This window comes from Pseudomonas sp. Y3 TE3536, from assembly GCF_053629175.1.
Genome location: NZ_JBRJHU010000001.1, coordinates 3915284 through 3940048, shown reverse-complemented (window position 1 = coordinate 3940048; position 24765 = coordinate 3915284). Strand labels below are relative to the sequence as shown.

Here is a 24765-nt window from a genome sequence, read left to right as displayed (position 1 = left end):
CACAGCCTTCGGCACCTTCGCCCGACGCCAACCGGAGCCCCCATGGCAACCCCGTCCCTGGCCAGCCAGCCGCCACTGGCCCAACGCGATTCCCGCCCGCAGCTGTCCCACAAGCCCGGGCGTGCCACCCTGGTTTTGTTCTTCGGCCTGCTACTGGCAGGCATCGCCTACACCGCCTGGAGCCTGAAACAGGACGTCAGCGCCAGCGGCACGGTGATCACCACCGTTACCCCCTTCCTGTTGTTGGGCCTGGCGCTGCTGATTGCCCTGGGCTTCGAGTTCGTCAACGGCTTCCATGACACCGCCAACGCCGTCGCCACGGTTATTTACACCCACTCTTTGCCGGCACCGGTGGCTGTGGTCTGGTCGGGGTTGTGCAACTTCCTGGGGGTGCTGCTTTCCAGCGGCGCGGTGGCCTTTGGCATCATTGCCTTGTTGCCGGTCGAGCTGATTTTGCAGGTAGGTTCTTCGGCCGGTTTCGCCATGGTCTTCGCCCTGCTGCTGGCCGCGATCATCTGGAACCTGGGCACCTGGTGGCTGGGCTTGCCGGCGTCCTCCTCGCACACGCTGATTGGCTCGATCATCGGCGTAGGCGTGGCCAATGCGCTGATGCATGGGCGCGACGGCACCAGCGGCGTGGATTGGACCCAAGCCAGCAAGGTGGGGTATGCCCTGCTGTTTTCGCCACTGATCGGCTTTGCCTGCGCGGCCCTGTTGCTGCTGGCGCTGCGCGCGCTGGTCAAGCGCAAAGAGCTGTACCAGGCGCCGGAAGGCCAGACGCCGCCACCGTGGTGGATCCGCGGCGTACTGATCCTGACCTGCACCGGGGTATCGTTTGCCCACGGCTCCAACGATGGGCAAAAAGGCATGGGGCTGATCATGCTGATTCTTGTCGGCACGCTGCCGATGGCGTATGCACTGAACAAGACCATGCCCAGCGAGCAGGCCCTGCAGTTTTCGGCCGTGGCCGAAGTGACGCGCCAGGCCCTGGTGCGCCATGACCCGCAAGCAGCGCCCGCAGACCCGCGTCAAACGCTGACCGCGTTCATCGCCGAACCCAAGCCCAACCCGCAACTGGTACCTGCCCTGGCCGCCCTCACCGGCATGATCGGCGAAGAGGTGAAGGGTTACGGTTCGCTCAAGCGCGTGCCGGCCGAAGCCATGGCCAACGTACGCAATGACATGTACCTGACCAGCGAAGCCATCCGCTTGCTCGACAAGCACCAGCTGACAAACTTCGATGCCGACACCCGCAGCCATGTGCAACTGTTCAAGACACAGCTGGACGATGCCACGCGCTACATTCCCCTGTGGGTCAAGGTGGCCGTGGCCATCGCGCTGGGGCTTGGGACCATGGTCGGCTGGCGGCGCATCGTAGTGACAGTGGGCGAGAAGATCGGCAAGACCCACCTGAGCTATGCCCAAGGCGCATCGGCGGAGGTGGTTGCGATGTGCACCATCGGGGCGGCCGACATGTTCGGGCTGCCGGTCTCGACTACCCACGTGCTGAGCTCGGGTGTGGCCGGGACCATGGTCGCCAACGGCTCGGGGATTCAGAAGCGTACGTTGATCAACTTACTGATGGCATGGGTGCTGACCCTGCCCGCGGCAATGCTGCTGGCAGGTAGCCTGTACTGGCTTCTTAACCAGATTTTCTAGGCTGCAATAAAGAACCTGTGGGAGCGGGCTTGCCCGCGAATGTGATGGTGGACCTACCACAGCATTCGCGGGCAAGCCCGCCCCCACAGGTTCAGGGATGCCCGATCATGCAGGGATTTTCAGGCCACGCTGAACCGCCGGCCGCTCCAAAAACGTCGCCAGCACCCGCTGCACTTCCTTGAACGCATCGAACCCGACCAGCTCACGGGCGTTGTAGCGCTCCACGAGGTTGCGCACCCAAGGGAAAATGGCGATGTCAGCGATGCTGTATGCGTCGACCATCCACTCACGGCCTTGCAGGTGGCGGTCCAGCACACCCAGCAAGCGCTTCGATTCGTTGACGTAGCGATCCCGCGGGCGTTTGTCTTCGTATTCCTTGCCCGCAAAGAAATGGAAGAACCCGACCTGGCCGAACATCGGCCCGATGCCGCCCATCTGGAACATCAACCACTGCAGGGTCTGGTAACGGGTGGCGGGGTCCTGGCTGAGCAACTGCCCGCTTTTTTCCGCGAGGTACTGCAGGATCGCGCCCGACTCGAACAACGGAAGCGGCTGGCCGCCAGGGCCGTTCGGGTCGAGGATGGCGGGGATCTTGTTGTTGGCGCTGAGGGAGATGAACTCCGGGCTCAACTGGTCATCGTTGTCGAAGCTGACTTTGTGCGGCTCGTACGCCAGGCCGATCTCTTCGAGCATGATCGACACCTTGACCCCATTCGGCGTCGGCAACGAATACAGCTGCAAGCGCTCGGGGTGCTGGGCGGGCCATTTGCGGGTGATGGGGAATGCACTCAGATCGGTCATGGTCAACCTTGCCTGGGGAATGGAGCTGTTACTTTAGTGACATCCCGCGCGGCTGGCCATCACCGGCCTTTCGCCAAGCCACTTTACATGTGCGCTTTCCAAGGTGGCTACCTCGCATATCTACGAGTAGTTCATCCTGGCTATCGCTCCTAAAATTCGCCTCGCAGTTCCCTCTCCCTTAAGACAGGTATAAACCATGATCGATATAAAAGAAATCGCTGCAAAATCATTGGCAAAAGAGACCCGCGACGGGCGCATCAAACTTGAAGTAGTAAACCTTGATACCGGCCGCACTCTCTGCTTCGAAAATTATTCCACCTTATGGCTGACCAGGTATTTGTTGGGGGGCTTCATCATGGCCCCACAAAACCAACTCGTTCATCATTTCTATGTAGAACTGCAAGACCAGTACCTCGCAAAAGGCGAATTCATAATCGCACCAGGAACTTTGCACACCGCCGGCTACTCTGATGCCTTTACCTCCCTCAGTAATGAGAATGGGACGGGCAGGCTAATTGTTACAGCACTGGACAATTCGCCAAACCCGGAACAGCCACCCACCTACCTAAATGCAACTGTCGAATTGCAGCTTTCATCTCCAACAGCACGCCTCAGGGTGTCTGGAGAAATCGAGTTTGGCACCTCCGCTGCACAATAAACATCAAACATCGCCAACCTTCGCTTAAACCTGGCCGTGGGCCTTACGCTTGAGCTTTTCGGTGTCGACCCGAACGAACACCGAGTCCGCCGTCACCGTGAGTACATCGTCTGCCCAGACCTCGCAGATAACCCGGCTCTTGCGCCCGACGTCGCCTTCAACGCGGGCCTTGAGCAGCAACTCGACACCCATGGGGGTCGGTTTCAGGTAGCTGAGGTTGAGTGTGCCCGTGACGCAGTCGATACGCGGCAGGCTGCCCGGTTCGCGGCCTTCGTTGCGGTAGTGGTAGGCCATGGCGGTCCAGTTGGAGTGGCAATCGACCAGCATGGCCAGCAAGCCGCCATAAACCAGGCCGGGCCAGCCGATGAAGGTGCTGTCCGGCGCGTGGCGGCACAGCAGGTGGATGCCGTCGGCGTCCCAATGGCTTTGCAGGTGCAGGCCGCTAGGGTGGGAGCAGCCGCAGCCGTAGCAGGTGCCTTCCGGTGCAGCCAACTGCTGGAGGGAAAGGGTGTGCTCGTTCATACGCTTCCTGTGCTTGTTGGAATGGGAAGTGAGGCAAGCGTCGATGGTAGCGCCGCGCTGGGCCAGCGCCAATGAGAAAGGGGCGCCAAGCGCCCCCCTCTGGATCAAGCAGTCTGTGCGACCACCTTGCCGCGCCGCTGGGTCAGCGACACCAGCAGGATGAACAGCGTCACCCCGGCAGTCATCAGCGTCTCGTAGCGGTAGGCATCGCTGAACAGCATGTAGCCCAGGACCATGACGATGGTGCCGATCACCAGCCAGGTCAGATAAGGGAACAGCCACATCTTAAGCTCTAGCGGCGTGCCCTCACGGTCTGCACGGGCTCGCATGCGCAGCTGGGACACGGCGATCACCAGGTACACCAGCAAGGCAATGGCACCGGTGGTAGACAGCAGGAAACCGAACACCTTGCCGGGGAACACATAGTTGACGAAGCAACCGGCAAAGCCTGCCAGGGTCGAGAAGATGACCGCTACCGTTGGCACGCCAGCACCCGAAATGCGCTTGGTCATGCTCAGCGCCTGGCCACGGGCACCCAGGGAGTAGAGCATCCGCGAGGCCGTGTACAGGCCGGAGTTCATGCAGCTGGTGACCGCCACCAGCACCACCAGGTCGACCAGCAGCTTGGCGCCCGGCACATTGAGCACTTCCAGCACCCGCTGGAACGAGCCCACGGCTTTCAGGGCCGGGTCATTCCAGGCCACCAGCGACACCACCAGGAAGATCGAGGCCAGGTAGAAGATGGCGATGCGGTACACCACCAGGTTGGTGGCACGGCGGATCTTGTCTTTCGGGTTGGCTGTTTCGTCAGCGGCAATGGTGACGATCTCGGCGCCGAAGAACGAGAAGATGGTGATCAGCACGCCACCCAGCACAGTGCCAAAGCCATTGGGCATGAAGCCGCCGTTGTCCCACAGCCGGCTCACGCCCGAGACCTCGGCCAACGGCCAGAAGCCGAACACGGCCAGGCTGCAGACGATGATGAAGGCAACGATGGCAACCACCTTGACCAGCGCGAACCAGTACTCGAAGGCACCGAAGTTCTTCACGCTGATCAGGTTGGTACCCGACAGCACGACCATGATCAGGAAGGCGAACAACCACGATGGCACGCCGGGGAAGTAGGCATGCAGGATGTCTGCGCCAGCAATCGCCTCGACCGGGATGATCAGCACCCAGAACCACCAGTACAACCAACCGATGGTGAAGCCTGCCCAAGGGCCGATGGCCTCGGAGGCGTAAGTGGAGAACGAGCCGCTGTTGGGGTTGGCGATGGCCATTTCGCCCAGCATACGCATCACCAGCAGCACCAGCAGGCCGGTCATGGCGTAGGAGATGAGGATGGCCGGGCCGGCGGTGGCAATGGCGTTGGAGGAACCGATGAACAGGCCGGCGCCGATGATGCCGGCGATGGAGATCATGGAAACCTGACGGGACGTCAGGCCGTGCTGCAAGGACCGCTGTTTCTTGTTTTCTAGCGAAGCCATGGAGAACCCTCGAATGGGTCGCCGTCGTGGGACGGCTAAAAAATGGAGCAGAATTCTTATTAATTTCTGGTGTGCGTTTTTTGTTGTTTTGTAGATGCCGGCGGTGGCTACTTCCCTCCTCTTCGCACGACCGGTTGTAATCGTTGATCCAGGTCAGTATTAATCTATAGGCCTGGGTCAACAAACGACCTTTTCGAAGCACATGATTCCAATTCGGAATGAACTTTTTCCTTTTTTGCTCGGTACGCGCCTGTCATGTCCAAACGCCTGATGCCCTCGACCACCGCCCTCCAGTGCTTCGAAGCGGCTGCCCGCCACCTGAGCTTCACCCGCGCGGCGCAAGAGCTGCACCTGACCCAGAGCGCGGTCAGCAAACAGGTCGCGCAACTGGAGGACATGCTGTCGCACTCGCTGTTCCAGCGCATTCGCCGGCGCCTGCACCTGACCCCGGCCGGTGCGCTGTACCTGACCGAGGTGAACAAGATCCTCACCCAGATCGACATCTCCAGCCGCTACATCCTCAGCTATGGCGATGAGACCGAAGTGCTTCGCATCGCCACCCAGCCGACCTTCGGCGCGCGCTGGCTGGTGCCCAGGCTAAAGGGGTTTGGTGATCGCTATCCGCGTATTCACCTGGATATCCGTAACGAACTAGAACCCTTCGACCTGGTGCAGTCCAAGGCCGACATCGCGTTCTTCTTCGGCCAGGGCACCTGGCCTGGGGCGACGTGTATCGAGCTGTTCAGCGAAGAAGTGGTGCCGGTGTGCGCCCCAGAGCTGCTCGCCAACCACCGTTTCACCAGCGCCGAGGCGCTGACCGAGCACCGCCTGCTGCAGTGTGTATCGCGCCCGGAGGCCTGGCATGAATGGTTTTTGGGGCTGGGGTTGCACAGCCAGAACAGCTACCACGGGCCGCGCTTCGACACGTTCTACCTGTGCATCCGGGCTGCAATCGCCGGCTGTGGCATTGCCCTGATTCCGCGGTACCTGGTGGCGGAGGAGTTGAACGAAGGCAAGCTGGTGGTGGCCTGGGACCACCCGGTGCCGAGCAATGGCAGGCACTTCATCGCCCATGCCGAGCATGCGGCGGAGGTGCCGAAGGTCAGGGCCTTCGTGCAGTGGATTCGCGAGCGAGTGGCTGAAGGGGATTGAGCCCAGTGCAGGTAACACAAAATCTTACAAGATCACGAATCCAAGGAATGATCGCAATCAAATAATTCGTTTGCGCAATACAGCCCCGGCACGCTTCGATAGTGGGAAACTCGAACAAGGTCCGCGTGCACCATGAATCAGGAAAGTATCAGCCAGTCCATTGCCATCGTTCACCCAATTACACTTTCCCACGGCAAGAATGCGGAAGTCTGGGACACCGACGGCAAACGTTATATCGACTTCGTCGGCGGTATCGGCGTACTCAACCTGGGCCATTGCAACCCAGCCGTGGTCGAGGCAATTCAGGCCCAGGCCACCCGCCTCACCCACTATGCCTTCAACGCCGCCCCCCACGGCCCGTACCTTGCCCTGATGGAGCGCCTCAGCGAGTTTGTCCCGGTCAGCTACCCGCTGGCCGGCATGCTTACCAACAGTGGCGCGGAAGCGGCGGAAAACGCCCTGAAAGTGGCCCGTGGCGCCACCGGCAAGCGCGCGATGATTGCTTTCGACGGTGGCTTCCATGGCCGCACCCTGGCAACCCTGAACCTCAATGGCAAGGTCGCCCCCTACAAACAACGCGTCGGCGATCTGCCGGGCCCGGTCTACCACCTGCCCTACCCCAGTGCCGACACCGGCGTCACCTGCGAACAGGCACTCAAGGCCATGGACCGGCTGTTCAGCGTCGAGCTGGCGGTTGAAGACGTGGCGGCTTTCATCCTCGAACCGGTCCAGGGTGAAGGCGGCTTCCTCGCCCTCGACCCAGCATTCGCCCAGGCACTGCGCCGCTTCTGCGACGAGCACGGGATTTTGATCATCATCGACGAGATCCAGTCGGGCTTTGGCCGTACCGGCCAGCGCTTTGCCTTCCCGCGCCTGGGCATCGAGCCCGACCTGCTGCTGCTGGCCAAAAGCATCGCGGGCGGCATGCCACTGGGTGCGGTCGTGGGCCGTAAAGAACTGATGGCATCGCTGCCCAAGGGTGGCCTGGGCGGGACCTATTCGGGCAACCCGATTGCCTGCGCAGCGGCGCTGGCGAGCCTGGCGCAGATGACCGACGAGAACGTCGCCACCTGGGGCGAACGCCAGGAACAGGCGATTGTCAGCCGCGTCGAGCGCTGGAAAGCCCAGTACCCGTTCATCGGGCGGCTGACCGGTGTCGGCGCGATGCGCGGCATCGAATTCGTCAACGCCGATGGCAGCCCGGCACCGGCCCAGCTGGCCAAGGTCATGGAAGCAGCGCGCGCCAAAGGCCTGTTGCTGATGCCCAGCGGCAAGGCGCGGCATATCATCCGCCTGCTTGCACCACTGACCATCGAAGCCGAGGTGCTCGAAGAAGGCTTGGATATCCTCGAGCAGTGCCTGGCAGAGTTGAACTAAGGCTTACAGGCCCAGCTCTTCAGGGGTGAGCATGTCGGACTCGAAGGCAATCCAGCCCCCTTCGAGTTCGGCGTGGCCGTTGACGATCGGGCCGTAGTAGGTCAGGCCGTTTTCCAGGGTAACGCAGATGTGCGTGGCCGGCTTTTCGGGAGCTGCGAGCGTACCGACGAAATGCACCTTCTTCAGGGTTTCGGTCACCGCTTCAAGGCCCACGCGCATGCTGGGGTTTTCCGAGGCCTCGATGTCGCCCCCGCGGTCTTCAGCGCTGATGGTCACGGTGGCGGTGTACGGGAACTTGCTGCTCAAGCGGGGTTACCTCAATTAGATGTGTAGGCGTTTTGGCGCGTAGAGTACGGCAGCCTTTGTCTGTTGTCTCTACTGGCCTCTTCGCGGGTGAACCCGCTCCCACAGGTACAGCGTCATGCCTGGCACCTGGGTGGCCGCCATCAACAGATCAAAATGGCCTCCCCCGCCCCGATCTGTTAGGGTGCCCGCCGATGCACGCCACACCACACGAGGATCCCGAGTGAGCGCCGAAGAACCCCTGATCGCCGACCTGTTCGAGGTCGACAAACGCCTGTCCCTCAAGCCCGTCGTGGACTTCAACACTTACCTGCGCAACGCGTTCGCCGAAGGCCCGTGCCAGTGCCATCGCTGCCGTGACGGTGGCGACCAGAGCAGCTACAGCCACGCGCACAACTTCACCCTCGAAGGCCGCCCGCTCAGCCGCCGCTTCGCCAACACCGCAGGCAGTGACGTGCTGCTGGTGCTGAAAAAAGCCTGGCTGTCGTACCACAAAGAAGACCTCAACCTGGTCGGCGCGCTGGACATGGCCAAGCTCAAGACCTTCACCGACGGCGCCCTGCACGAGCGCTTGCTGGCCCTGCTGCCTGCTAGCGGCCTGGCCCGTGAAGTGGACGGCCAATGGCTGCTGCAGGCTCAGGCCGACTGACGGCCCGGCGGTAAAGCAGGATTCTTCCGGTCTGCTAACGTGGGAGAATCCGCCCATCCGCAGGTAGTCCGCCATGGCCCGTACAACGCCCATCGAGCTGTATCGCAATATCGGCATCGTCGCCCACGTGGATGCCGGCAAGACCACCACCACCGAGCGCATCCTGTTTTACACCGGGGTCAATCACAAGATGGGCGAGGTGCACGATGGCGCCGCGACCATGGACTGGATGGCCCAGGAACAGGAGCGCGGCATCACCATCACCTCGGCAGCCACCACGGCCTTCTGGCAGGGCTCGACCAAGCAGTTCCCCGACAAGTACCGCTTCAACATCATCGATACCCCTGGCCACGTCGACTTCACCATCGAGGTAGAACGCTCGCTGCGTGTGCTCGACGGCGCGGTGGTGGTGTTCAGCGGCGCCGACGGGGTCGAACCGCAATCGGAAACCGTGTGGCGCCAGGCCAACAAGTACCACGTGCCGCGCCTGGCCTACATCAACAAGATGGACCGCCAGGGTGCCGACTTCCTGCGCGTGGTCAAGCAGATCGACAAGCGCCTGGGGCATCACCCGGTGCCGATCCAGCTGGCCATCGGCAGCGAAGAGCACTTTATCGGCCAGATCGACCTGGTGAAGATGAAGGCCATCTACTGGAACGATGCCGACAACGGCACCACCTACCGCGAAGAAGCGATCCCCACCGAGCTCCAGGCGCTCGCCGACGAATGGCGCGCGCACATGATCGAAGCCGCGGCAGAGGCCAACGATGAACTGACCATGAAGTTTCTCGATGGCGAGGAGCTCAGCATCGACGAGATCAAGGCCGCCCTGCGCCAGCGCACCATTGCCAACGAAATCGTGCCGACCATCCTTGGCTCGTCGTTCAAGAACAAGGGCGTGCCGCTGATGCTCGATGCCGTCATCGACTACCTGCCCGCCCCCTCCGAAATCCCGGCGATCAAAGGCACCGACCCCGACGACGAAGAAAAGCACCTGGAGCGCCACGCCGACGACAAAGAGCCCTTCTCGGCCCTGGCCTTCAAGATCGCCACCGACCCCTTCGTCGGCACCCTCACCTTTGCCCGGGTGTATTCCGGCGTGCTCAGTTCCGGCCATGCGGTGCTGAATTCGGTCAAGGGCAAAAAAGAACGCATCGGCCGCATGGTGCAGATGCACGCCAACCAACGCGCCGAAATCAAGGACGTGTGCGCCGGCGATATTGCTGCCTTGATCGGCATGAAGGACGTGACCACGGGCGATACCCTGTGCGACATCAACAACCCCATCATTCTCGAACGCATGGACTTCCCCGACCCGGTGATCTCCGTGGCCGTGGAGCCTAAGACCAAGGCCGACCAAGAAAAAATGGGCATAGCCCTGGGCAAGCTGGCCCAGGAGGACCCGTCGTTCCGCGTGCGCACCGATGAGGAAACCGGCCAGACCATCATCTCCGGCATGGGCGAGTTGCACCTGGACATCATCGTCGACCGCATGCGCCGCGAGTTCAACGTCGAGGCCAATATCGGCAAGCCGCAGGTGGCCTATCGCGAGAAGATCCGCAACACCTGCGAGATCGAAGGCCGCTTCGTTCGCCAATCCGGCGGGCGCGGCCAATACGGCCACTGCTGGATCCGCTTCGCCCCGGGCGACGAAGGCAAGGAAGGCCTGGAATTCATCAACGAGATCGTCGGTGGCGTGGTACCCCGCGAGTACATCCCGGCCATCCAGAAAGGTATCGAAGAACAGATGAAGAATGGCGTGCTCGCCGGCTACCCACTGATCAACTTGAAGGCTGCCGTGTTCGACGGCTCCTACCACGACGTCGACTCCAACGAAATGGCCTACAAGATAGCCGCGTCCATGGCCACCAAGCAGCTCTCGCAAAAAGGCGGGGCAGTGCTGCTAGAGCCGGTGATGAAGGTCGAGGTGGTGACCCCCGAGGAATACCAGGGCGACATCATGGGCGACCTGAGCCGGCGCCGCGGGATGATCCAGGATGGCGACGAGACGCCAGCCGGCAAGGTGATACGCGCCGAAGTGCCGCTGGGCGAAATGTTCGGCTATGCCACTTCCATGCGCTCGATGACCCAGGGCCGCGCCAGCTACACGATGGAGTTCATCCGCTATGCCGAGGCACCGGCCAGCATTGCTGACGGGATCGTGAAGAAGAACCGCGGGGAATAATTCATTCACCTGTGCCGGCCCCTTCGCGGGCAAGCCCGCTCCCACAGGAACTCCATTCGCCTTGAATCCGGTGGCATACCTGTGGGATCAGTGCAGGCAATAACCCTTCTCAAAGCTCACAGGGCCTCCATCCGCCTTGAATCCGCTCCATACCTGTGGGAGCGGGCTTGCCCGCGAAGGGGCCGGTGCAGGCAATAACCCTTCTCAGAGCTGCTCGCCAGCCCGCTTCAACAGCTTCTTGCACCGCTCCGACAAGTGCACCACGCGTAGATGCTTGCCCGCCTTGGTATACCGCTCACGCAAGGTTTTCAGCGCCGCAACTGCCGAATAATCGACAAAGCTCAAATGCTGGCAGTCCAGCGTAACCTGCGCCGGATCCTTCGCCGTATCGAACTGGTTGAGGAACGAGGCGGTCGAGGCAAAGAACAACGTGCCATGTACCTGATAAAGCTTGCCGCCGCCCGCTTCCTCATGGCTGTCGGCATACAGCTCCCGCGCATGCTGCCAGGCAAAGTTCACCGCCGCGATGACAATACCAAACAGTACCGCTACGGCCAGGTCGGTGAACACCGTGACGATGGTCACCGCAATGATTGCCAGCACATCGTTCACCGGCACCTTGTGCAACACGCGCAACGAAGCCCAGGCGAAGGTCTGCTGGGCAACCACGAACATCACCCCCACCAGGGCAGCCAGCGGAATACGCTCGATCAGCGGCGACAAGAACAACACGAACAGCAGGATCATCACCCCGGCAACCACGCCCGATAGCCGGCCGCGGCCATTGGAGCTGAGGTTGATCACCGTCTGCCCGATCATCGCGCAGCCGCCCATGCCACCGCACAGGCCCGAAACCATGTTGGCGGCGCCCAGGGCCACGCACTCACGGTCTGGGAAGCCACGGCTTTCGGTGATTTCGTCGGTGAGGTTGAGCGTCAGCAGGGTCTCCAGCAGGCCGACCATGGCCATCAGCACCGCGTAGGGTGCGATGATCTTGAGCGTTTCCAGGTTCCATGGCACATCTGGCAGCGTCACTTGCGGCAGGCCACCGGCGATATGCGCCATGTCGCCGAGGGTGCGGGTCGGCAAACCCAGCAGGTACACCAATAGGCCTACCCCCAGGATGGCCACCAGCGCGGGCGGTACGGCGCGAGTCAGCTTGGGCAGTATGTAGACCACCAGCATGGTCAGCGCCACCAGGCCGACCATCAGGTACAGCGGCGAACCGCTGAGCCACTGGCCGCCCTGCTTGAAGTGCTCCAACTGAGCCAGGGCGATGACGATCGCCAGGCCGTTGACGAAGCCCAGCATCACTGGGTAAGGCACCAGGCGCACCAGCTTGCCCAGGCGCAGCAGGCCAAACAAGATCATCACCACCCCGCCAAGCAGCACCGTGGCCAGCAAGTATTGCACCCCGTGTTGCACCACCAGCGCGATGATCACCACCGCCATCGATCCGGCAGCACCAGAAATCATGCCCGGACGGCCGCCGAACAGTGCAGTCAGGGTACAAATGATGAAAGCGCCATACAGGCCCATCAGCGGGTTGAGGTGCGCCACTAAGGCGAAGGCGATGCACTCAGGCACCAGGGCGAACGAAGTGGTCAGGCCGGCGAGCAGGTCGGCGCGCAGTCGTACGGGTTTCATGAAGTTCCTGTGAGGCGGTCCAGGCGGAGGGGCTGGCAATCGAGGGGCGCGATGTTACGGAATTTGTCTGACAGCGGCCACCGCTCAAAAGTGCAGGATGCCGCCCCTTGATGCATAACCTGCACAACCTGGGCAAATTTGCCATCATGTTGATACCCACTGCGGAGATCATGGACATGCCGCTACGCCCGCTTTTCACTTCCTTGCTGCTGGCTGCCACCCTCAGCGCTCACGCCGCCACCGAAGTCCTCCCCTTGCAGTACCGCAGCAGCGCCGAACTGCTGCCCGCTGCACAATCGTTCATCGGCAAGGACGGCACCGTCAACGCCTTCGAGAACAAGCTGATCGTCAATGCCAGCCCGGAGCGCATCGACGACCTGCGCAGCCTGCTGCAACAGTTGGACACCGCGCCCAAGCGCCTACTGATCAGCGTCGACAACAACGACAGCAACTTCCAGGACACCCGCGGCAACGCTCACGTCATCCGCTACGGCACCAGCAACCGCGAAGGCGGCATGCAGCAGGTTCAGGCCAGCGAAGGCCAGGCCGCGCTGATCCAGGTTGGCCAGAGCATCCCGGTCACCAGCACCAGTACCGACGGTTATGGGCGCATTCAAAGCAACACCGAATACCGCAATGTGACCCAAGGTTTCTACGTTACCCCCAGCCTGAGCGGCGAAACGGTTCGTCTGCAAATAAGCACCAATAATGATCGCATCAGCCAGGAACGTGCAGATGTAGTGAACGTGCAAAGCACCGACACGACAGTCACCGGCAAGCTCGGGGAATGGATCACCTTGGCGGGGTTCAACCAGCAGAGCCAGTCCGATCGTAGCGCGTCAAACCACACTTACAGTACCCAGCGCGGAGAAAACATGACTTTACGTGTAAAAGTCGACCTTCTGGACTGATCCCAGGCAATTCAAGGCCTCGACCAATGGCCTAGAAACTGACTGCCGAGTCGTATTAGACCAAAGATGTAGTAAGTGAAAAAAGTCACTACAAAACATTTGACAGGTACTTTTTCTCAAGGGCATGATGGCCTCGCTCCCGCTAATCAGGGGCCCTGGCAAGGGCCTTCGAGGCGTGCTCCTCCCACCCCTGGAGGCGCCTCGTGTCTATACGGCCCACAAGGCGGTTCGACGGGATTGCGACTGCAACGAAGAAGTTGTCCCGAGGGACGGAAGCGCATCACCGCAGTTCTGGCAATCGCGTAGCACCGCAGCAAGGCAACCACGAGCCGACCTGCAGCGCACACCTTCGCCTGGCCTGTACCCCCTTCCCCTTCGAGCCTTCGCGTTCGCCGCCGCACGCCCCCGAACAGGACAGCCGCCAGGCCTCTGATCTGCACCCGAGCATCAGCACAATTACCCCAAGATCGATGCGACGAGGTTTATTTCCATGGCACTGACACGCGAACAGCAAATTGCAGCCCTCGAGAAAGACTGGGCCGAAAACCCGCGCTGGAAAGGCGTGACCCGTACCTATACCGCCGCTGATGTCGTTCGCCTGCGTGGCTCCCTGCAGCCGGAGCACACCCTGGCCCGCCAGGGCGCAGAAAAACTGTGGAAGCTGGTCACCCAGGGTGCCCACCCGTCCTTCCGCCCAGAAAAAGATTTCGTCAACTGCATGGGCGCCCTGACCGGCGGCCAGGCAGTACAACAGGTCAAAGCCGGCATCCAGGCTATCTACCTGTCCGGCTGGCAAGTTGCCGCCGACAACAACTCGGCCGAGTCCATGTACCCCGACCAGTCGCTGTATCCAGTCGACTCGGTACCGACCGTGGTCAAGCGCATCAACAACTCGTTCCGCCGCGCCGACCAGATCCAGTGGAAAGCTGGCAAGAACCCGGGCGACGAAGGCTACATCGACTACTTCGCGCCAATCGTAGCTGACGCCGAAGCCGGTTTCGGCGGCGTACTGAACGCCTACGAGCTGATGAAGAACATGATCGAAGCGGGTGCCGCCGGCGTGCACTTCGAAGACCAGCTGGCCTCGGTGAAAAAATGCGGCCACATGGGTGGCAAGGTACTGGTACCCACCCAGGAAGCTGTACAGAAGCTGGTTGCCGCGCGCCTGGCAGCTGACGTTTCGGGCGTGCCGACCATCATTCTGGCCCGTACCGACGCCAACGCCGCCGACCTGCTGACCAGCGACTGCGACCCGTACGACCAGCCGTTCGTGATCGGCGAGCGCACCCGTGAAGGCTTCTACAAAGTGCGTGCAGGCCTCGACCAGGCAATCTCCCGCGGCCTGGCCTACGCACCGTATGCCGACCTGATCTGGTGCGAAACCGCCAAGCCGGACCTGGACGAAGCCCGCCGCTTCGCTGAAGCGATCAAGAAGGAATACCCGGACCAGATCCTGTCGTACAACTGCTCGCCTTCCTTCAACTGGAAGAAAAACCTGGACGACGCGACCATCGCCAAGTTCCAGCGCGAGCTGTCGGCCATGGGCTACAAACACCAGTTCATCACCCTGGCTGGCATTCACAACATGTGGCACGGCATGTTCAACCTGGCGCACGACTACGCCCGCAACGACATGACTGCCTACGTGAAGCTGCAGGAGCAGGAATTCGCTGATGCCAGCAAAGGCTACACCTTCGTTGCGCACCAGCAGGAAGTGGGCACTGGCTACTTCGATGACATGACCACCGTGATTCAAGGTGGGGCTTCGTCGGTGACTGCGCTGACCGGTTCGACTGAGGAAGAGCAGTTCCACTGATAACAGCGGGCTGTTGAAGGAAGGCCCAGGGTTCGTGAGGACCCTGGGCTTTTTTTTGAAGTGATCGTCACGAAAAATTCAGCGCGTATGAGATCGAGCGCCGCCCGCGCGGCGCTTCGCAGCACAAGGCTGCTCCTACATCTGTTTCGGGCCAATCAATCCTGTGGAATGGGCGCGCGCGCCCCTTTGCGCATGGCACGATATTGTGTCGGGCAAACAAGGCGGTCGCGCGCAAATGCCACATGCCCACTGGCCCGAAACAAATGTAGGAGCAGCCTTGTGCTGCGAAGCGCCGCGCGGGCGGCGCTCGATTTGCGCATCACCAATAATCTCAAGACCTGCGCTTGGCAACCTCACTCACTTTCCGCTGGAGGCAAAGCAGGCCCCAGTATCCGGACTATGCTTGTGGCAACCCAACAGCAACCCACCCTCCACAACCTGAGCGACATCCACCGCTTCATGGGCCGCCACGGCTTAACCGATAAAGTATTGACCCAGAGCGGTGCGCAAGGCGCTGGAAGCTGTTAGAACGAGCCTTTTTCGCATTTGCAAGTAGCCAACCCGCCCGGGCAACTTTGCAAGCCTCACAAGAGGAGAATTTCACCGCACCAATCTCAATGCGATTAATTATCATTACATAATTAGGAATTCGTTACATCGCGCAAGAAACATAATTAACAAAAACGCGCGCAATGCCCGAAATTCAAGGCTTTCAGCCAGTTACGAAAGATTTTTGTTCTTAATCCTACGAATAAATTGCCACAGAAATTTTACTTGCACCGGGTTTACCCATAAAATCAGCGCGATTGATTCAGCTGCGACATTTGGTCACTGCATGTGCGACACCAGGTCGCCGCTCTACTTATTTCAGACTGCAGAGCTGGGTCTCTGTATAAGGATCTCTAGCATGTCCGATTCGGCAGGACTCATCGCCCACAACTGGGGCTTTGCCATCTTCCTTTTGGGTGTCGTCGGCCTGTGTGCCTTCATGCTCGGTCTGTCCAGCCTGCTCGGTAGCAAGGCCTGGGGCCGCGCCAAGAACGAACCCTTCGAATCCGGCATGCTGCCCGTCGGCAGCGCCCGCCTGCGCCTGTCCGCCAAATTCTATCTGGTCGCGATGCTGTTCGTGATCTTCGATATCGAAGCCCTCTTCCTCTTTGCATGGTCTGTGTCCGTCCGCGAAAGCGGCTGGACCGGGTTCGTCGAAGCACTCGTTTTCATAGCAATTCTGTTGGCAGGTCTTGTCTACCTTTGGCGCGTCGGTGCTCTTGATTGGGCTCCCGAAGGTCGCCGCAAGCGGCAAGCGAAGCTGAAACAATGAGGCTTTGGCAATGCAATACAATCTCACCAGAATCGATCCGGATGCGCCCAACGAGCAGTACCCGGTAGGTGAACGGGAAACCGTCACCGACCAACTGCTCGAGGACCAGGTCCACAAGAACATCTACATGGGGAAACTCGAAGATGTGCTGCGTGGCGCGGTCAACTGGGGTCGCAAGAACTCCCTCTGGCCGTATAACTTCGGCCTGTCCTGCTGCTACGTGGAAATGACCACGGCCTTCACGGCGCCCCACGACATCGCCCGCTTCGGCGCCGAAGTCATCCGGGCCTCGCCGCGTCAGGCCGACTTCATGGTCATCGCCGGTACCTGCTTCATCAAGATGGCGCCGATCATTCAGCGCCTGTACGAGCAGATGCTCGAGCCGAAGTGGGTCATCTCCATGGGTTCGTGCGCCAACTCCGGTGGCATGTACGACATTTACTCGGTCGTTCAGGGGGTCGACAAGTTCCTCCCCGTGGATGTTTACGTGCCTGGCTGCCCGCCTCGCCCTGAAGCGTTCCTGCAAGGCTTGATGCTGCTGCAGGAGTCGATTGGCCAGGAGCGACGCCCGCTTTCCTGGGTTGTTGGTGATCAAGGCATTTACCGTGCCGAGATGCCTGCCCAGAAAGACCTGCGTCGTGAACAGCGTATCGCGGTAACCAACCTGCGCAGCCCCGACGAAGTCTGATCCAGCGACCTGCCGCCCGCTCCCCAAGGAGCCGGCGGCCTGGCTTCATTCTCTACGTTGACTCAAAGCGACCGAGACCATGACAGCGGACACCGCTATTTATATTCCGCCTTACAAGGCTGACGACCAGGATGTGGTCGTCGAATTGCACAACCGTTTTGGTGCCGACGCATTCGTCGCCCAGGAAACCCGCACCGGCATGCCGGTGCTGTGGGTAAAACGTGCACAGCTCAAAGAAGTACTCAGCTTCCTGCGCAACGTCGCCAAGCCGTACAGCATGCTGTACGACCTGCATGGCGTCGACGAGCGCCTGCGCACCCAGCGCCGCGGCCTGCCCGCCGCCGATTTCAGCGTGTTCTACCACCTGCTGTCGGTCGAGCGTAACAGCGACGTGATGATCAAGGTGTCGCTCAGCGAAGGCGACCTGAACCTGCCGACCGTGACCGGCATCTGGCCCAACGCCAACTGGTACGAGCGCGAAGTCTGGGACATGTTCGGCATCGACTTTGCCGGCCACCCGCACCTGAGCCGCATCATGATGCCGCCCACCTGGGAAGGCCACCCGCTGCGCAAGGACTACCCTGCCCGCGCCACCGAGTTCGACCCCTACAGCCTGACCCTGGCCAAGCAGCAGCTTGAAGAGGAATCGGCACGTTTCAACCCGGAAGCCTGGGGTATGAAGCGCCAGGGCGCCAACGAGGACTACATGTTCCTCAACCTCGGCCCCAACCACCCCTCTGCCCACGGTGCGTTCCGTATCGTCCTGCAGCTGGACGGTGAAGAGATCGTCGACTGCGTCCCGGACATCGGCTACCACCACCGTGGCGCCGAGAAGATGGCCGAGCGCCAGTCCTGGCACAGTTTCATCCCCTACACCGACCGTATCGACTACCTCGGCGGGGTGATGAACAACCTGCCGTACGTACTGGCGGTAGAGAAGCTGGCCGGCATCAAGGTGCCGCAGAAGGTCGACGTGATTCGCATCATGCTCGCCGAGTTCTTCCGCATCACCAGCCACCTGCTGTTCCTGGGTACCTACATCCAGGACGTCGGCGCCATGACCCCGGTGTTCTTCACCTTCACCGACCGCCAGCGCGCCTACACCGTGATCGAAGCAATCACTGGTTTCCGCCTGCACCCGGCCTGGTACCGCATCGGTGGCGTCGCCCACGACCTGCCGCGCGGCTGGGACAAGCTGGTCAAGGACTTCGTCGACTGGCTGCCTAAGCGCCTCGACGAATACACCAAGGCCGCCCTGCAGAACAGCATCCTCAAGGGCCGTACCGTCGGCGTCGCCGCGTACAACACCAAGGAAGCGCTGGAATGGGGCACCACCGGTGCCGGCCTGCGTTCCACTGGTTGCGACTTCGACCTGCGTAAAGCGCGCCCGTATTCTGGCTACGAAAACTTCGAGTTCGAAGTACCGCTGGCCCACAACGGCGATGCCTACGATCGCTGCATGGTCCGTGTTGAGGAGATGCGTCAGAGTATCCGCATCATCGACCAGTGCCTGCGCAACATGCCGGAAGGCCCGTACAAGGCGGATCACCCGCTGACCACGCCGCCGCCGAAAGAGCGCACCCTGCAGCACATCGAAACCTTGATCACGCACTTCCTGCAAGTCTCGTGGGGCCCGGTCATGCCGGCCAACGAGTCGTTCCAGATGATCGAAGCGACCAAGGGCATCAACAGTTACTACCTGACGAGCGATGGCGGCACCATGAGCTACCGCACCCGGATCCGTACCCCGAGCTACCCGCACCTGCAGCAGATCCCTTCGGTGATCAAAGGCAGCATGGTCGCCGACCTCATTGCGTACCTGGGCAGTATCGACTTCGTTATGGCTGACGTGGACCGCTAAGCATGAACAGCACGCTTATCCAGACAGACCGTTTCGCCCTGAGCGAAACCGAGCGCTCGGCCATCGAGCACGAGATGCATCACTACGAGGACCCGCGCGCGGCGTCCATCGAAGCCTTGAAGATTGTCCAAAAGGAACGTGGCTGGGTGCCGGACGGCGCCATTCACGCCATCGGCGAAGTGCTGGGCATCCCGGCCAGTGACGTCGAGGGCGTGGCTACGTTCTACAGCCAGATCTTCCGTCAGCCGGTCGGCCGCCACATTATCCGCGTGTGCGACAGCATGGTCTGCTACATCGGTGGCCACGAGTCGGTGGTCAGCCAGATCCAAAGCGAACTGGGCATCGGCCTCGGCCAGACCACCGCCGACGGGCGCTTCACCCTGCTGCCGGTCTGCTGCCTGGGCAACTGCGACAAGGCCCCGGCCCTGATGATCGACGATGACACCTTTGGCGACGTGCAGCCTGCTGGCGTTTCCAAACTGCTGGAGGGTTACGTATGACCATTACTTCCTTCGGCCCGGCCAACCGCATCGCGCGTTCGGCCGAAACCCACCCACTGACCTGGCGTCTGCGTGACGACGGCGAGCCGGTCTGGCTTGCCGAGTACCAGGCCAAGAACGGCTACGCTGCTGCCCGCAAGGCACTGAGCGAGATGTCGCAAGACGACATCGTGCAGAACGTCAAAGACTCCGGCCTCAAGGGCCGCGGCGGCGCAGGCTTCCCCACGGGTGTGAAGTGGGGCCTGATGCCTAAAGACGAATCCATGAACATCCGCTACCTGCTGTGCAACGCGGACGAAATGGAGCCGAACACCTGGAAGGACCGCATGCTGATGGAGCAACAGCCCCATCTGCTGGTCGAGGGCATGCTGATCAGCGCCCGCGCCCTGAAGGCCTACCGTGGCTACATCTTCCTGCGTGGCGAGTACACCACCGCAGCGAAAAACCTAAACCGCGCCATCGACGAAGCCAAGGCCGCTGGCCTCCTGGGCAAGAACATCCTGGGCTCGGGCTTTGACTTCGAGCTGTTCGTGCACACCGGTGCCGGCCGCTACATCTGCGGTGAAGAAACCGCACTGATCAACTCGCTGGAAGGCCGTCGCGCCAACCCACGTTCCAAGCCGCCCTTCCCTGCCGCCGTTGGCGTATGGGGCAAGCCGACCTGCGTGAACAACGTCGAGACCCTGTGCAACGTGCCGGCCATCGTCGCCAACGGCAACGACTGGTACAAGTCGCTGGCCCGCGAAGGCAGCGAAGACCACGGCACCAAGCTGATGGGCTTCTCCGGCAAGGTGAAAAACCCTGGCCTGTGGGAACTGCCATTCGGCGTCACCGCCCGTGAGCTGTTCGAAGACTACGCCGGCGGCATGCGCGATGGCTTCAAGCTCAAGTGCTGGCAGCCAGGTGGCGCCGGTACCGGCTTCCTGCTGCCCGAGCACCTCGACGCACAGATGTACGCCGGCGGCATCGCCAAGGTTGGCACCCGGATGGGTACTGGCCTGGCCATGGCGGTCGACGACAGCATCAACATGGTCTCGCTGCTGCGCAACATGGAAGAGTTCTTCGCCCGCGAATCGTGCGGCTGGTGCACCCCATGCCGTGACGGCCTGCCGTGGAGCGTGAAAATGCTGCGCTCGCTGGAGCAAGGCCAAGGCCGCGCCGAAGACATCGAGACCCTGCTGGGCCTGGTCAACTTCCTCGGCCCAGGCCGTACCTTCTGTGCTCACGCACCAGGTGCCGTCGAGCCGTTGGGCAGTGCCATCAAATACTTCCGCTCCGAATTCGAGGCCGGTGTCGCCCCAGCCAGTGCTGCCGATGCCCTGCGCCCGAACCTGGCCAAGCCAGTACCGAGCGGGCCGATCGTGGTCGGCGCATAACAAGATGAGCTGCGGGTGGTCCGTGCCACCCGCCAGCCTGCAGGCCGGCCCGAACGATTCGCGGCGGGCCGCAGGCATACAGATTTCCATTAGCCACGCCCGCTCACGCGGGCCAACGAAGAACTTTGAACAATGGCCACTATCCACGTAGACGGCAAAGCGCTCGAAGTCAACGGTGCAGACAACCTGTTACAGGCGTGTCTGTCGCTCGGCCTCGACATCCCTTATTTCTGCTGGCACCCCGCGCTTGGTAGCGTTGGCGCCTGCCGGCAGTGCGCGGTCAAGCAGTACACCGACGAAAACGACACCCGTGGTCGTATCGTCATGTCCTGCATGACCCCTGCCTCCGACGGCACCTGGATCTCCATCGAAGATGAAGAGTCCAAGGCGTTTCGCGCCAGCGTCGTCGAATGGCTGATGACCAACCACCCGCACGACTGCCCAGTGTGCGAGGAAGGCGGTCACTGCCACCTGCAGGACATGACGGTAATGACCGGCCACAACGAGCGCCGCTACCGTTTCACCAAGCGTACCCACCAGAACCAGGACCTCGGCCCGTTCATCGCACACGAGATGAACCGCTGCATCGCCTGCTACCGCTGCGTGCGCTACTACAAGGACTACGCAGGCGGTACCGACCTGGGTGTCTATGGCGCCCACGACAACGTGTACTTCGGCCGCGTTGAAGACGGCGTGCTGGAAAGCGAGTTCTCCGGCAACCTGACCGAGGTCTGCCCGACCGGCGTGTTCACCGACAAGACCCACTCCGAGCGCTACAACCGCAAGTGGGACATGCAGTTCGCACCGAGCATCTGCCACGGCTGCTCCAGTGGCTGCAACATCAGCCCCGGCGAGCGCTACGGTGAACTGCGTCGCATCGAAAACCGCTTCAACGGCTCGGTCAACCAGTACTTCCTGTGCGACCGCGGCCGCTTCGGTTATGGCTACGTCAACCGCACCGACCGCCCACGCCAGCCACGCCTGGCCGATGGCACCAAGCTGAGCCTGGACGCCGCACTGGACAAAGCCGCCGACCTGCTGCGCGGCCGCACCATCGTCGGTATCGGCTCGCCGCGCGCCAGCCTCGAAAGCAACTACGGCCTGCGTGAGCTGGTCGGCGCCGACTACTTCTATTCGGGCATGGAAGCGGGCGAACTGGCCCGTGTGCGCCTGGCCCTGAACGTGCTGAACAACAGCCCGCTGCCGGTGCCGACCCTGCGCGACATCGAAGACCACGACGCTGTGTTCGTGCTTGGCGAAGACCTGACCCAGACCGCCGCCCGCGTTGCCCTGTCCGTACGCCAGGCCACCAAAGGCAAGGCCGAAGCCATGGCCGAGGCGATGAAAGTGCAGCCTTGGCTGGACGCCGCGGTGAAAAACATCGGCCAGCACGCGCTGTACCCGCTGTTCATCGCCAGCCTGGCTGAAACCAAGCTGGATGACGTCGCTGAAGAATGCGTACACGCAGCCCCGGCTGACCTGGCCCGCATCGGCTTCGCCGTGGCCCATGCCATCGACCCGAGCGCCCCGGCCGTTGCAGGCCTGGACGAAGAAGCCAAGGCCCTGGCCCAGCGCATCGCCGACGCCCTGGTTGCGGCCAAGCGCCCATTGGTGGTTGCCGGTACCTCGCTGGCCGACCCGGCGCTGATCGAAGCCGCCGCCAACATCGCCAAGGCCCTGAAGCTGCGCGAGAAAAACGGTTCGCTTAGCCTGGTCGTGCCTGAAGCCAACAGCTTCGGCCTGGCGATGCTGGGCGGTGAGTCCGTCGATGCCGCGCTGGACGCGGTCATCAGCGGCAAAGCCGACGCCATCGTGGTCCTGGAAAACGACCTGTACACCCGCGTCTCGGCCGCCAAGGTCGATGCCGCCCTGGCTGCAGCCAAAGTCGTGATCGTTGCCGACCACTCCAACACCGCCACCCTGGAGCGCGCTCACCTGGTACTGCCGGCAGCCTCGTTCGCCGAAGGCGACGGCACCCTGGTCAGCCAGGAAGGCCGCGCCCAGCGCTTCTTCCAGGTGTTCGACCCGCAATACCTGGACAGCAGCATCCTGGTCCACGAAGGCTGGCGCTGGATGCACGCCCTGCGTGCGACCCTGCTGAACAAGCCGGTCGACTGGACCCAACTGGACCACGTCACCAGCGCCTGTGCCGAAGCCGCCCCACAACTGGCTGGCATCGTCAATGCAGCGCCTTCCGCCGCGTTCCGCATCAAGGGCATGAAACTGGCCCGTGAGCCGCTGCGCTACTCCGGCCGTACCGCCATGCGCGCCAACATCAGCGTGCACGAACCGCGCACCCCGCAAGACAAGGACACCGCGTTCGCCTTCTCGATGGAAGGTTACTCGGGCTCCGTCGAACCGCGCCAACAAGTGCCGTTCGCCTGGTCGCCGGGCTGGAACTCGCCGCAAGCCTGGAACAAGTTCCAGGACGAGGTCGGTGGCCATCTGCGTGCCGGTGACCCGGGCGTGCGCCTGATCGAATCGCAAGGCGACCGCCTGAATTGGTTCAACGCCATTCCGGGCGCGTTCAACCCGGCCCGTGGCACCTGGACCGCCGTGCCGTTCTTCCACCTGTTCGGCAGCGAAGAAAGCTCCTCGCGCGCCGCCCCGGTGCAAGAGCGCATTCAGCCTGCCTACGTGGCCCTGGCCAAGTCCGAAGCGGACCGCCTGGGCGTCAACGAGGGTGCCCTGCTGAGCCTGAACGTCGCCGGTGTGGCCCTGCGCCTGCCGCTGCGCATCAATGAAGAGCTGGGCGCTGGCCTGGTCGCGCTGCCGAAAGGCCTGGCCGGTATTCCGCCTGCCATCTTCGGTGCATCCGTCGAAGGCCTGCAGGAGGCAGCACAATGAGCTGGTTCACCCCCGAAGTGATCGATGTGATCATCCAGGTCGTCAAGGCTATCGTGGTGCTGCTCGCAGTGGTGGTCTGCGGCGCCCTGCTCAGCTTCGTCGAGCGCCGCCTGCTGGGCTGGTGGCAGGACCGCTACGGTCCGAACCGGGTCGGCCCGTTCGGCATGTTCCAGATCGCCGCCGACATGCTGAAGATGTTCTTCAAGGAAGACTGGAACCCGCCCTTCGTCGACAAGATGATCTTCACCCTGGCGCCGGTCGTAGCCATGAGCGCCCTGCTGATCGGCTTCTCGATCATCCCGATCACACCGGGCTGGGGCGTCGCCGACCTGAACATCGGCCTGCTGTTCTTCTTCGCCATGGCCGGCCTGTCGGTGTACGCCGTGCTGTTCGCCGGTTGGTCGTCGAACAACAAGTACGCGTTGCTGGGCAGCTTGCGGGCATCGGCACAGACCGTCTCGTACGAGGTGTTCCTGGGCCTGGCGCTGATGGGCGTGGTGGTGCAGGTGGGTTCGTTCAACATGCGCGACATCGTTGAATACCAGGCCCAGAACCTGTGGTTCATCATTCCGCAGTTCTTCGGCTTCTGCACCTTCTTCATCGCTGGCGTCGCTGTGACTCACCGTCACCCGTTCGACCAGCCGGAAGCGGAACAGGAACTGGCCGACGGCTACCACATCGAGTATGCCGGCATGAAATGGGGCATGTTCTTCGTCGGTGAGTACATCGGCATCATCCTCATCTCGGCGCTGCTGGTGACCCTGTTCTTCGGCGGCTGGCACGGTCCGTTCGACCTGCTGCCTCAGGTGCCGTTCCTGTGGTTCGCGCTGAAAACCGCGTTCTTCATCATGCTGTTCATCCTGCTGCGCGCCTCGATCCCGCGCCCACGCTATGACCAGGTGATGGACTTCAGCTGGAAGTTCTGCCTGCCGCTGACCCTGATCAATTTGCTGGTGACCGCTGCGATCGTGCTTTACAACACGCCAGCCGTCGCGGCCCAGTGAG

The 24765-nt window shown here is 61.8% G+C and carries 20 protein-coding genes; 15 read left to right on the top strand and 5 right to left on the bottom strand.

Annotated features, from left to right (window positions below):
- Positions 1 to 42 precede the first annotated feature (42 nt).
- Positions 43 to 1659 carry an inorganic phosphate transporter gene (locus tag AB7M33_RS17765; protein WP_252825145.1) on the top strand — a complete coding sequence of 539 codons (1617 nt, stop codon included), beginning with the start codon at positions 43 to 45 and terminating at the stop codon, positions 1657 to 1659.
- Between the two features lie 105 nt (positions 1660 to 1764).
- Here AB7M33_RS17765 and AB7M33_RS17760 read toward each other — a convergent pair whose 3' ends face one another.
- Positions 1765 to 2460: a glutathione S-transferase N-terminal domain-containing protein gene (locus AB7M33_RS17760; RefSeq protein WP_454243205.1), complete on the bottom strand. Its 696-nt coding sequence runs from the start codon at positions 2458 to 2460 to the stop codon at positions 1765 to 1767.
- A gap of 196 nt (positions 2461 to 2656) precedes the next feature.
- On the opposite strand from AB7M33_RS17760, the gene AB7M33_RS17755 reads away from it, so the two are divergent.
- A complete protein-coding gene (locus AB7M33_RS17755) occupies positions 2657 to 3118 on the top strand; it encodes a hypothetical protein (RefSeq protein ID WP_454243204.1) in 462 nt (153 codons plus the stop codon).
- 24 nt (positions 3119 to 3142) lie between these two features.
- Here the strand turns inward: AB7M33_RS17755 and AB7M33_RS17750 are convergent, their stop codons facing one another.
- Together AB7M33_RS17750 and AB7M33_RS17745 are read right to left on the bottom strand one after the other, a co-directional pair.
- Positions 3143 to 3640, bottom strand: coding sequence for a PaaI family thioesterase (locus AB7M33_RS17750; RefSeq protein ID WP_265968002.1), 498 nt, complete (start codon positions 3638 to 3640; stop codon positions 3143 to 3145).
- A gap of 104 nt (positions 3641 to 3744) precedes the next feature.
- On the bottom strand, positions 3745 to 5127 hold the full coding sequence (locus AB7M33_RS17745; protein WP_027592801.1) for an amino acid permease: 1383 nt from the start codon (positions 5125 to 5127) through the stop codon (positions 3745 to 3747).
- A 255-nt stretch (positions 5128 to 5382) separates the two neighbouring features.
- Between AB7M33_RS17745 and gcvA the strand changes: the two genes are divergently transcribed.
- Together gcvA and AB7M33_RS17735 are read left to right on the top strand one after the other, a co-directional pair.
- Complete coding sequence (gcvA, locus tag AB7M33_RS17740) at positions 5383 to 6279, top strand: transcriptional regulator GcvA (protein ID WP_027592802.1); 897 nt, start codon at positions 5383 to 5385, stop codon at positions 6277 to 6279.
- A gap of 132 nt (positions 6280 to 6411) precedes the next feature.
- On the top strand, positions 6412 to 7656 hold the full coding sequence (locus tag AB7M33_RS17735; RefSeq protein WP_027592803.1) for a 2-aminoadipate transaminase: 1245 nt from the start codon (positions 6412 to 6414) through the stop codon (positions 7654 to 7656).
- A gap of 3 nt (positions 7657 to 7659) precedes the next feature.
- Here the strand turns inward: AB7M33_RS17735 and AB7M33_RS17730 are convergent, their stop codons facing one another.
- On the bottom strand, positions 7660 to 7962 hold the full coding sequence (locus tag AB7M33_RS17730) for a hypothetical protein (RefSeq protein ID WP_027592804.1): 303 nt from the start codon (positions 7960 to 7962) through the stop codon (positions 7660 to 7662).
- Between the two features lie 220 nt (positions 7963 to 8182).
- Between AB7M33_RS17730 and AB7M33_RS17725 the strand changes: the two genes are divergently transcribed.
- A complete protein-coding gene (locus AB7M33_RS17725) occupies positions 8183 to 8608 on the top strand; it encodes a hypothetical protein (RefSeq protein WP_265967998.1) in 426 nt (141 codons plus the stop codon).
- Positions 8609 to 8681: 73 nt separating this feature from the next.
- The gene (fusA, locus tag AB7M33_RS17720) at positions 8682 to 10793 is read left to right on the top strand and encodes an elongation factor G (protein WP_099428753.1); all 2112 of its coding nucleotides are present in this window, start codon (positions 8682 to 8684) and stop codon (positions 10791 to 10793) included.
- Positions 10794 to 10997: 204 nt separating this feature from the next.
- Here fusA and AB7M33_RS17715 read toward each other — a convergent pair whose 3' ends face one another.
- Positions 10998 to 12440 carry a SulP family inorganic anion transporter gene (locus tag AB7M33_RS17715; RefSeq protein ID WP_454243203.1) on the bottom strand — a complete coding sequence of 481 codons (1443 nt, stop codon included), beginning with the start codon at positions 12438 to 12440 and terminating at the stop codon, positions 10998 to 11000.
- A 176-nt stretch (positions 12441 to 12616) separates the two neighbouring features.
- On the opposite strand from AB7M33_RS17715, the gene AB7M33_RS17710 reads away from it, so the two are divergent.
- From AB7M33_RS17710 to nuoH, 9 genes are all read left to right on the top strand, one after another.
- On the top strand, positions 12617 to 13351 hold the full coding sequence (locus AB7M33_RS17710) for a secretin N-terminal domain-containing protein (RefSeq protein WP_454244231.1): 735 nt from the start codon (positions 12617 to 12619) through the stop codon (positions 13349 to 13351).
- 490 nt (positions 13352 to 13841) lie between these two features.
- Positions 13842 to 15167, top strand: coding sequence for an isocitrate lyase (gene aceA / locus AB7M33_RS17705; protein WP_012273289.1), 1326 nt, complete (start codon positions 13842 to 13844; stop codon positions 15165 to 15167).
- 907 nt (positions 15168 to 16074) lie between these two features.
- Positions 16075 to 16488: an NADH-quinone oxidoreductase subunit A gene (locus tag AB7M33_RS17700; protein ID WP_003251427.1), complete on the top strand. Its 414-nt coding sequence runs from the start codon at positions 16075 to 16077 to the stop codon at positions 16486 to 16488.
- A gap of 10 nt (positions 16489 to 16498) precedes the next feature.
- Positions 16499 to 17176 carry a NuoB/complex I 20 kDa subunit family protein gene (locus tag AB7M33_RS17695; RefSeq protein WP_012313769.1) on the top strand — a complete coding sequence of 226 codons (678 nt, stop codon included), beginning with the start codon at positions 16499 to 16501 and terminating at the stop codon, positions 17174 to 17176.
- A 79-nt stretch (positions 17177 to 17255) separates the two neighbouring features.
- A complete protein-coding gene (gene nuoC, locus AB7M33_RS17690) occupies positions 17256 to 19037 on the top strand; it encodes an NADH-quinone oxidoreductase subunit C/D (protein WP_027592809.1) in 1782 nt (593 codons plus the stop codon).
- A gap of 2 nt (positions 19038 to 19039) precedes the next feature.
- Positions 19040 to 19537, top strand: coding sequence for an NADH-quinone oxidoreductase subunit NuoE (gene nuoE / locus AB7M33_RS17685; RefSeq protein ID WP_003251433.1), 498 nt, complete (start codon positions 19040 to 19042; stop codon positions 19535 to 19537).
- Positions 19534 to 20913, top strand: a complete 1380-nt coding sequence (gene nuoF, locus AB7M33_RS17680; RefSeq protein ID WP_027592811.1) for an NADH-quinone oxidoreductase subunit NuoF — start codon at positions 19534 to 19536, stop codon at positions 20911 to 20913. The genes nuoE and nuoF overlap by 4 nt, the downstream gene beginning before the upstream one ends.
- Before the next feature lie 132 nt (positions 20914 to 21045).
- The gene (nuoG, locus tag AB7M33_RS17675; protein WP_412765352.1) at positions 21046 to 23760 is read left to right on the top strand and encodes an NADH-quinone oxidoreductase subunit NuoG; all 2715 of its coding nucleotides are present in this window, start codon (positions 21046 to 21048) and stop codon (positions 23758 to 23760) included.
- Complete coding sequence (gene nuoH, locus AB7M33_RS17670; RefSeq protein WP_027592813.1) at positions 23757 to 24764, top strand: NADH-quinone oxidoreductase subunit NuoH; 1008 nt, start codon at positions 23757 to 23759, stop codon at positions 24762 to 24764. The genes nuoG and nuoH overlap by 4 nt, the downstream gene beginning before the upstream one ends.
- Position 24765 lies beyond the last annotated feature (1 nt).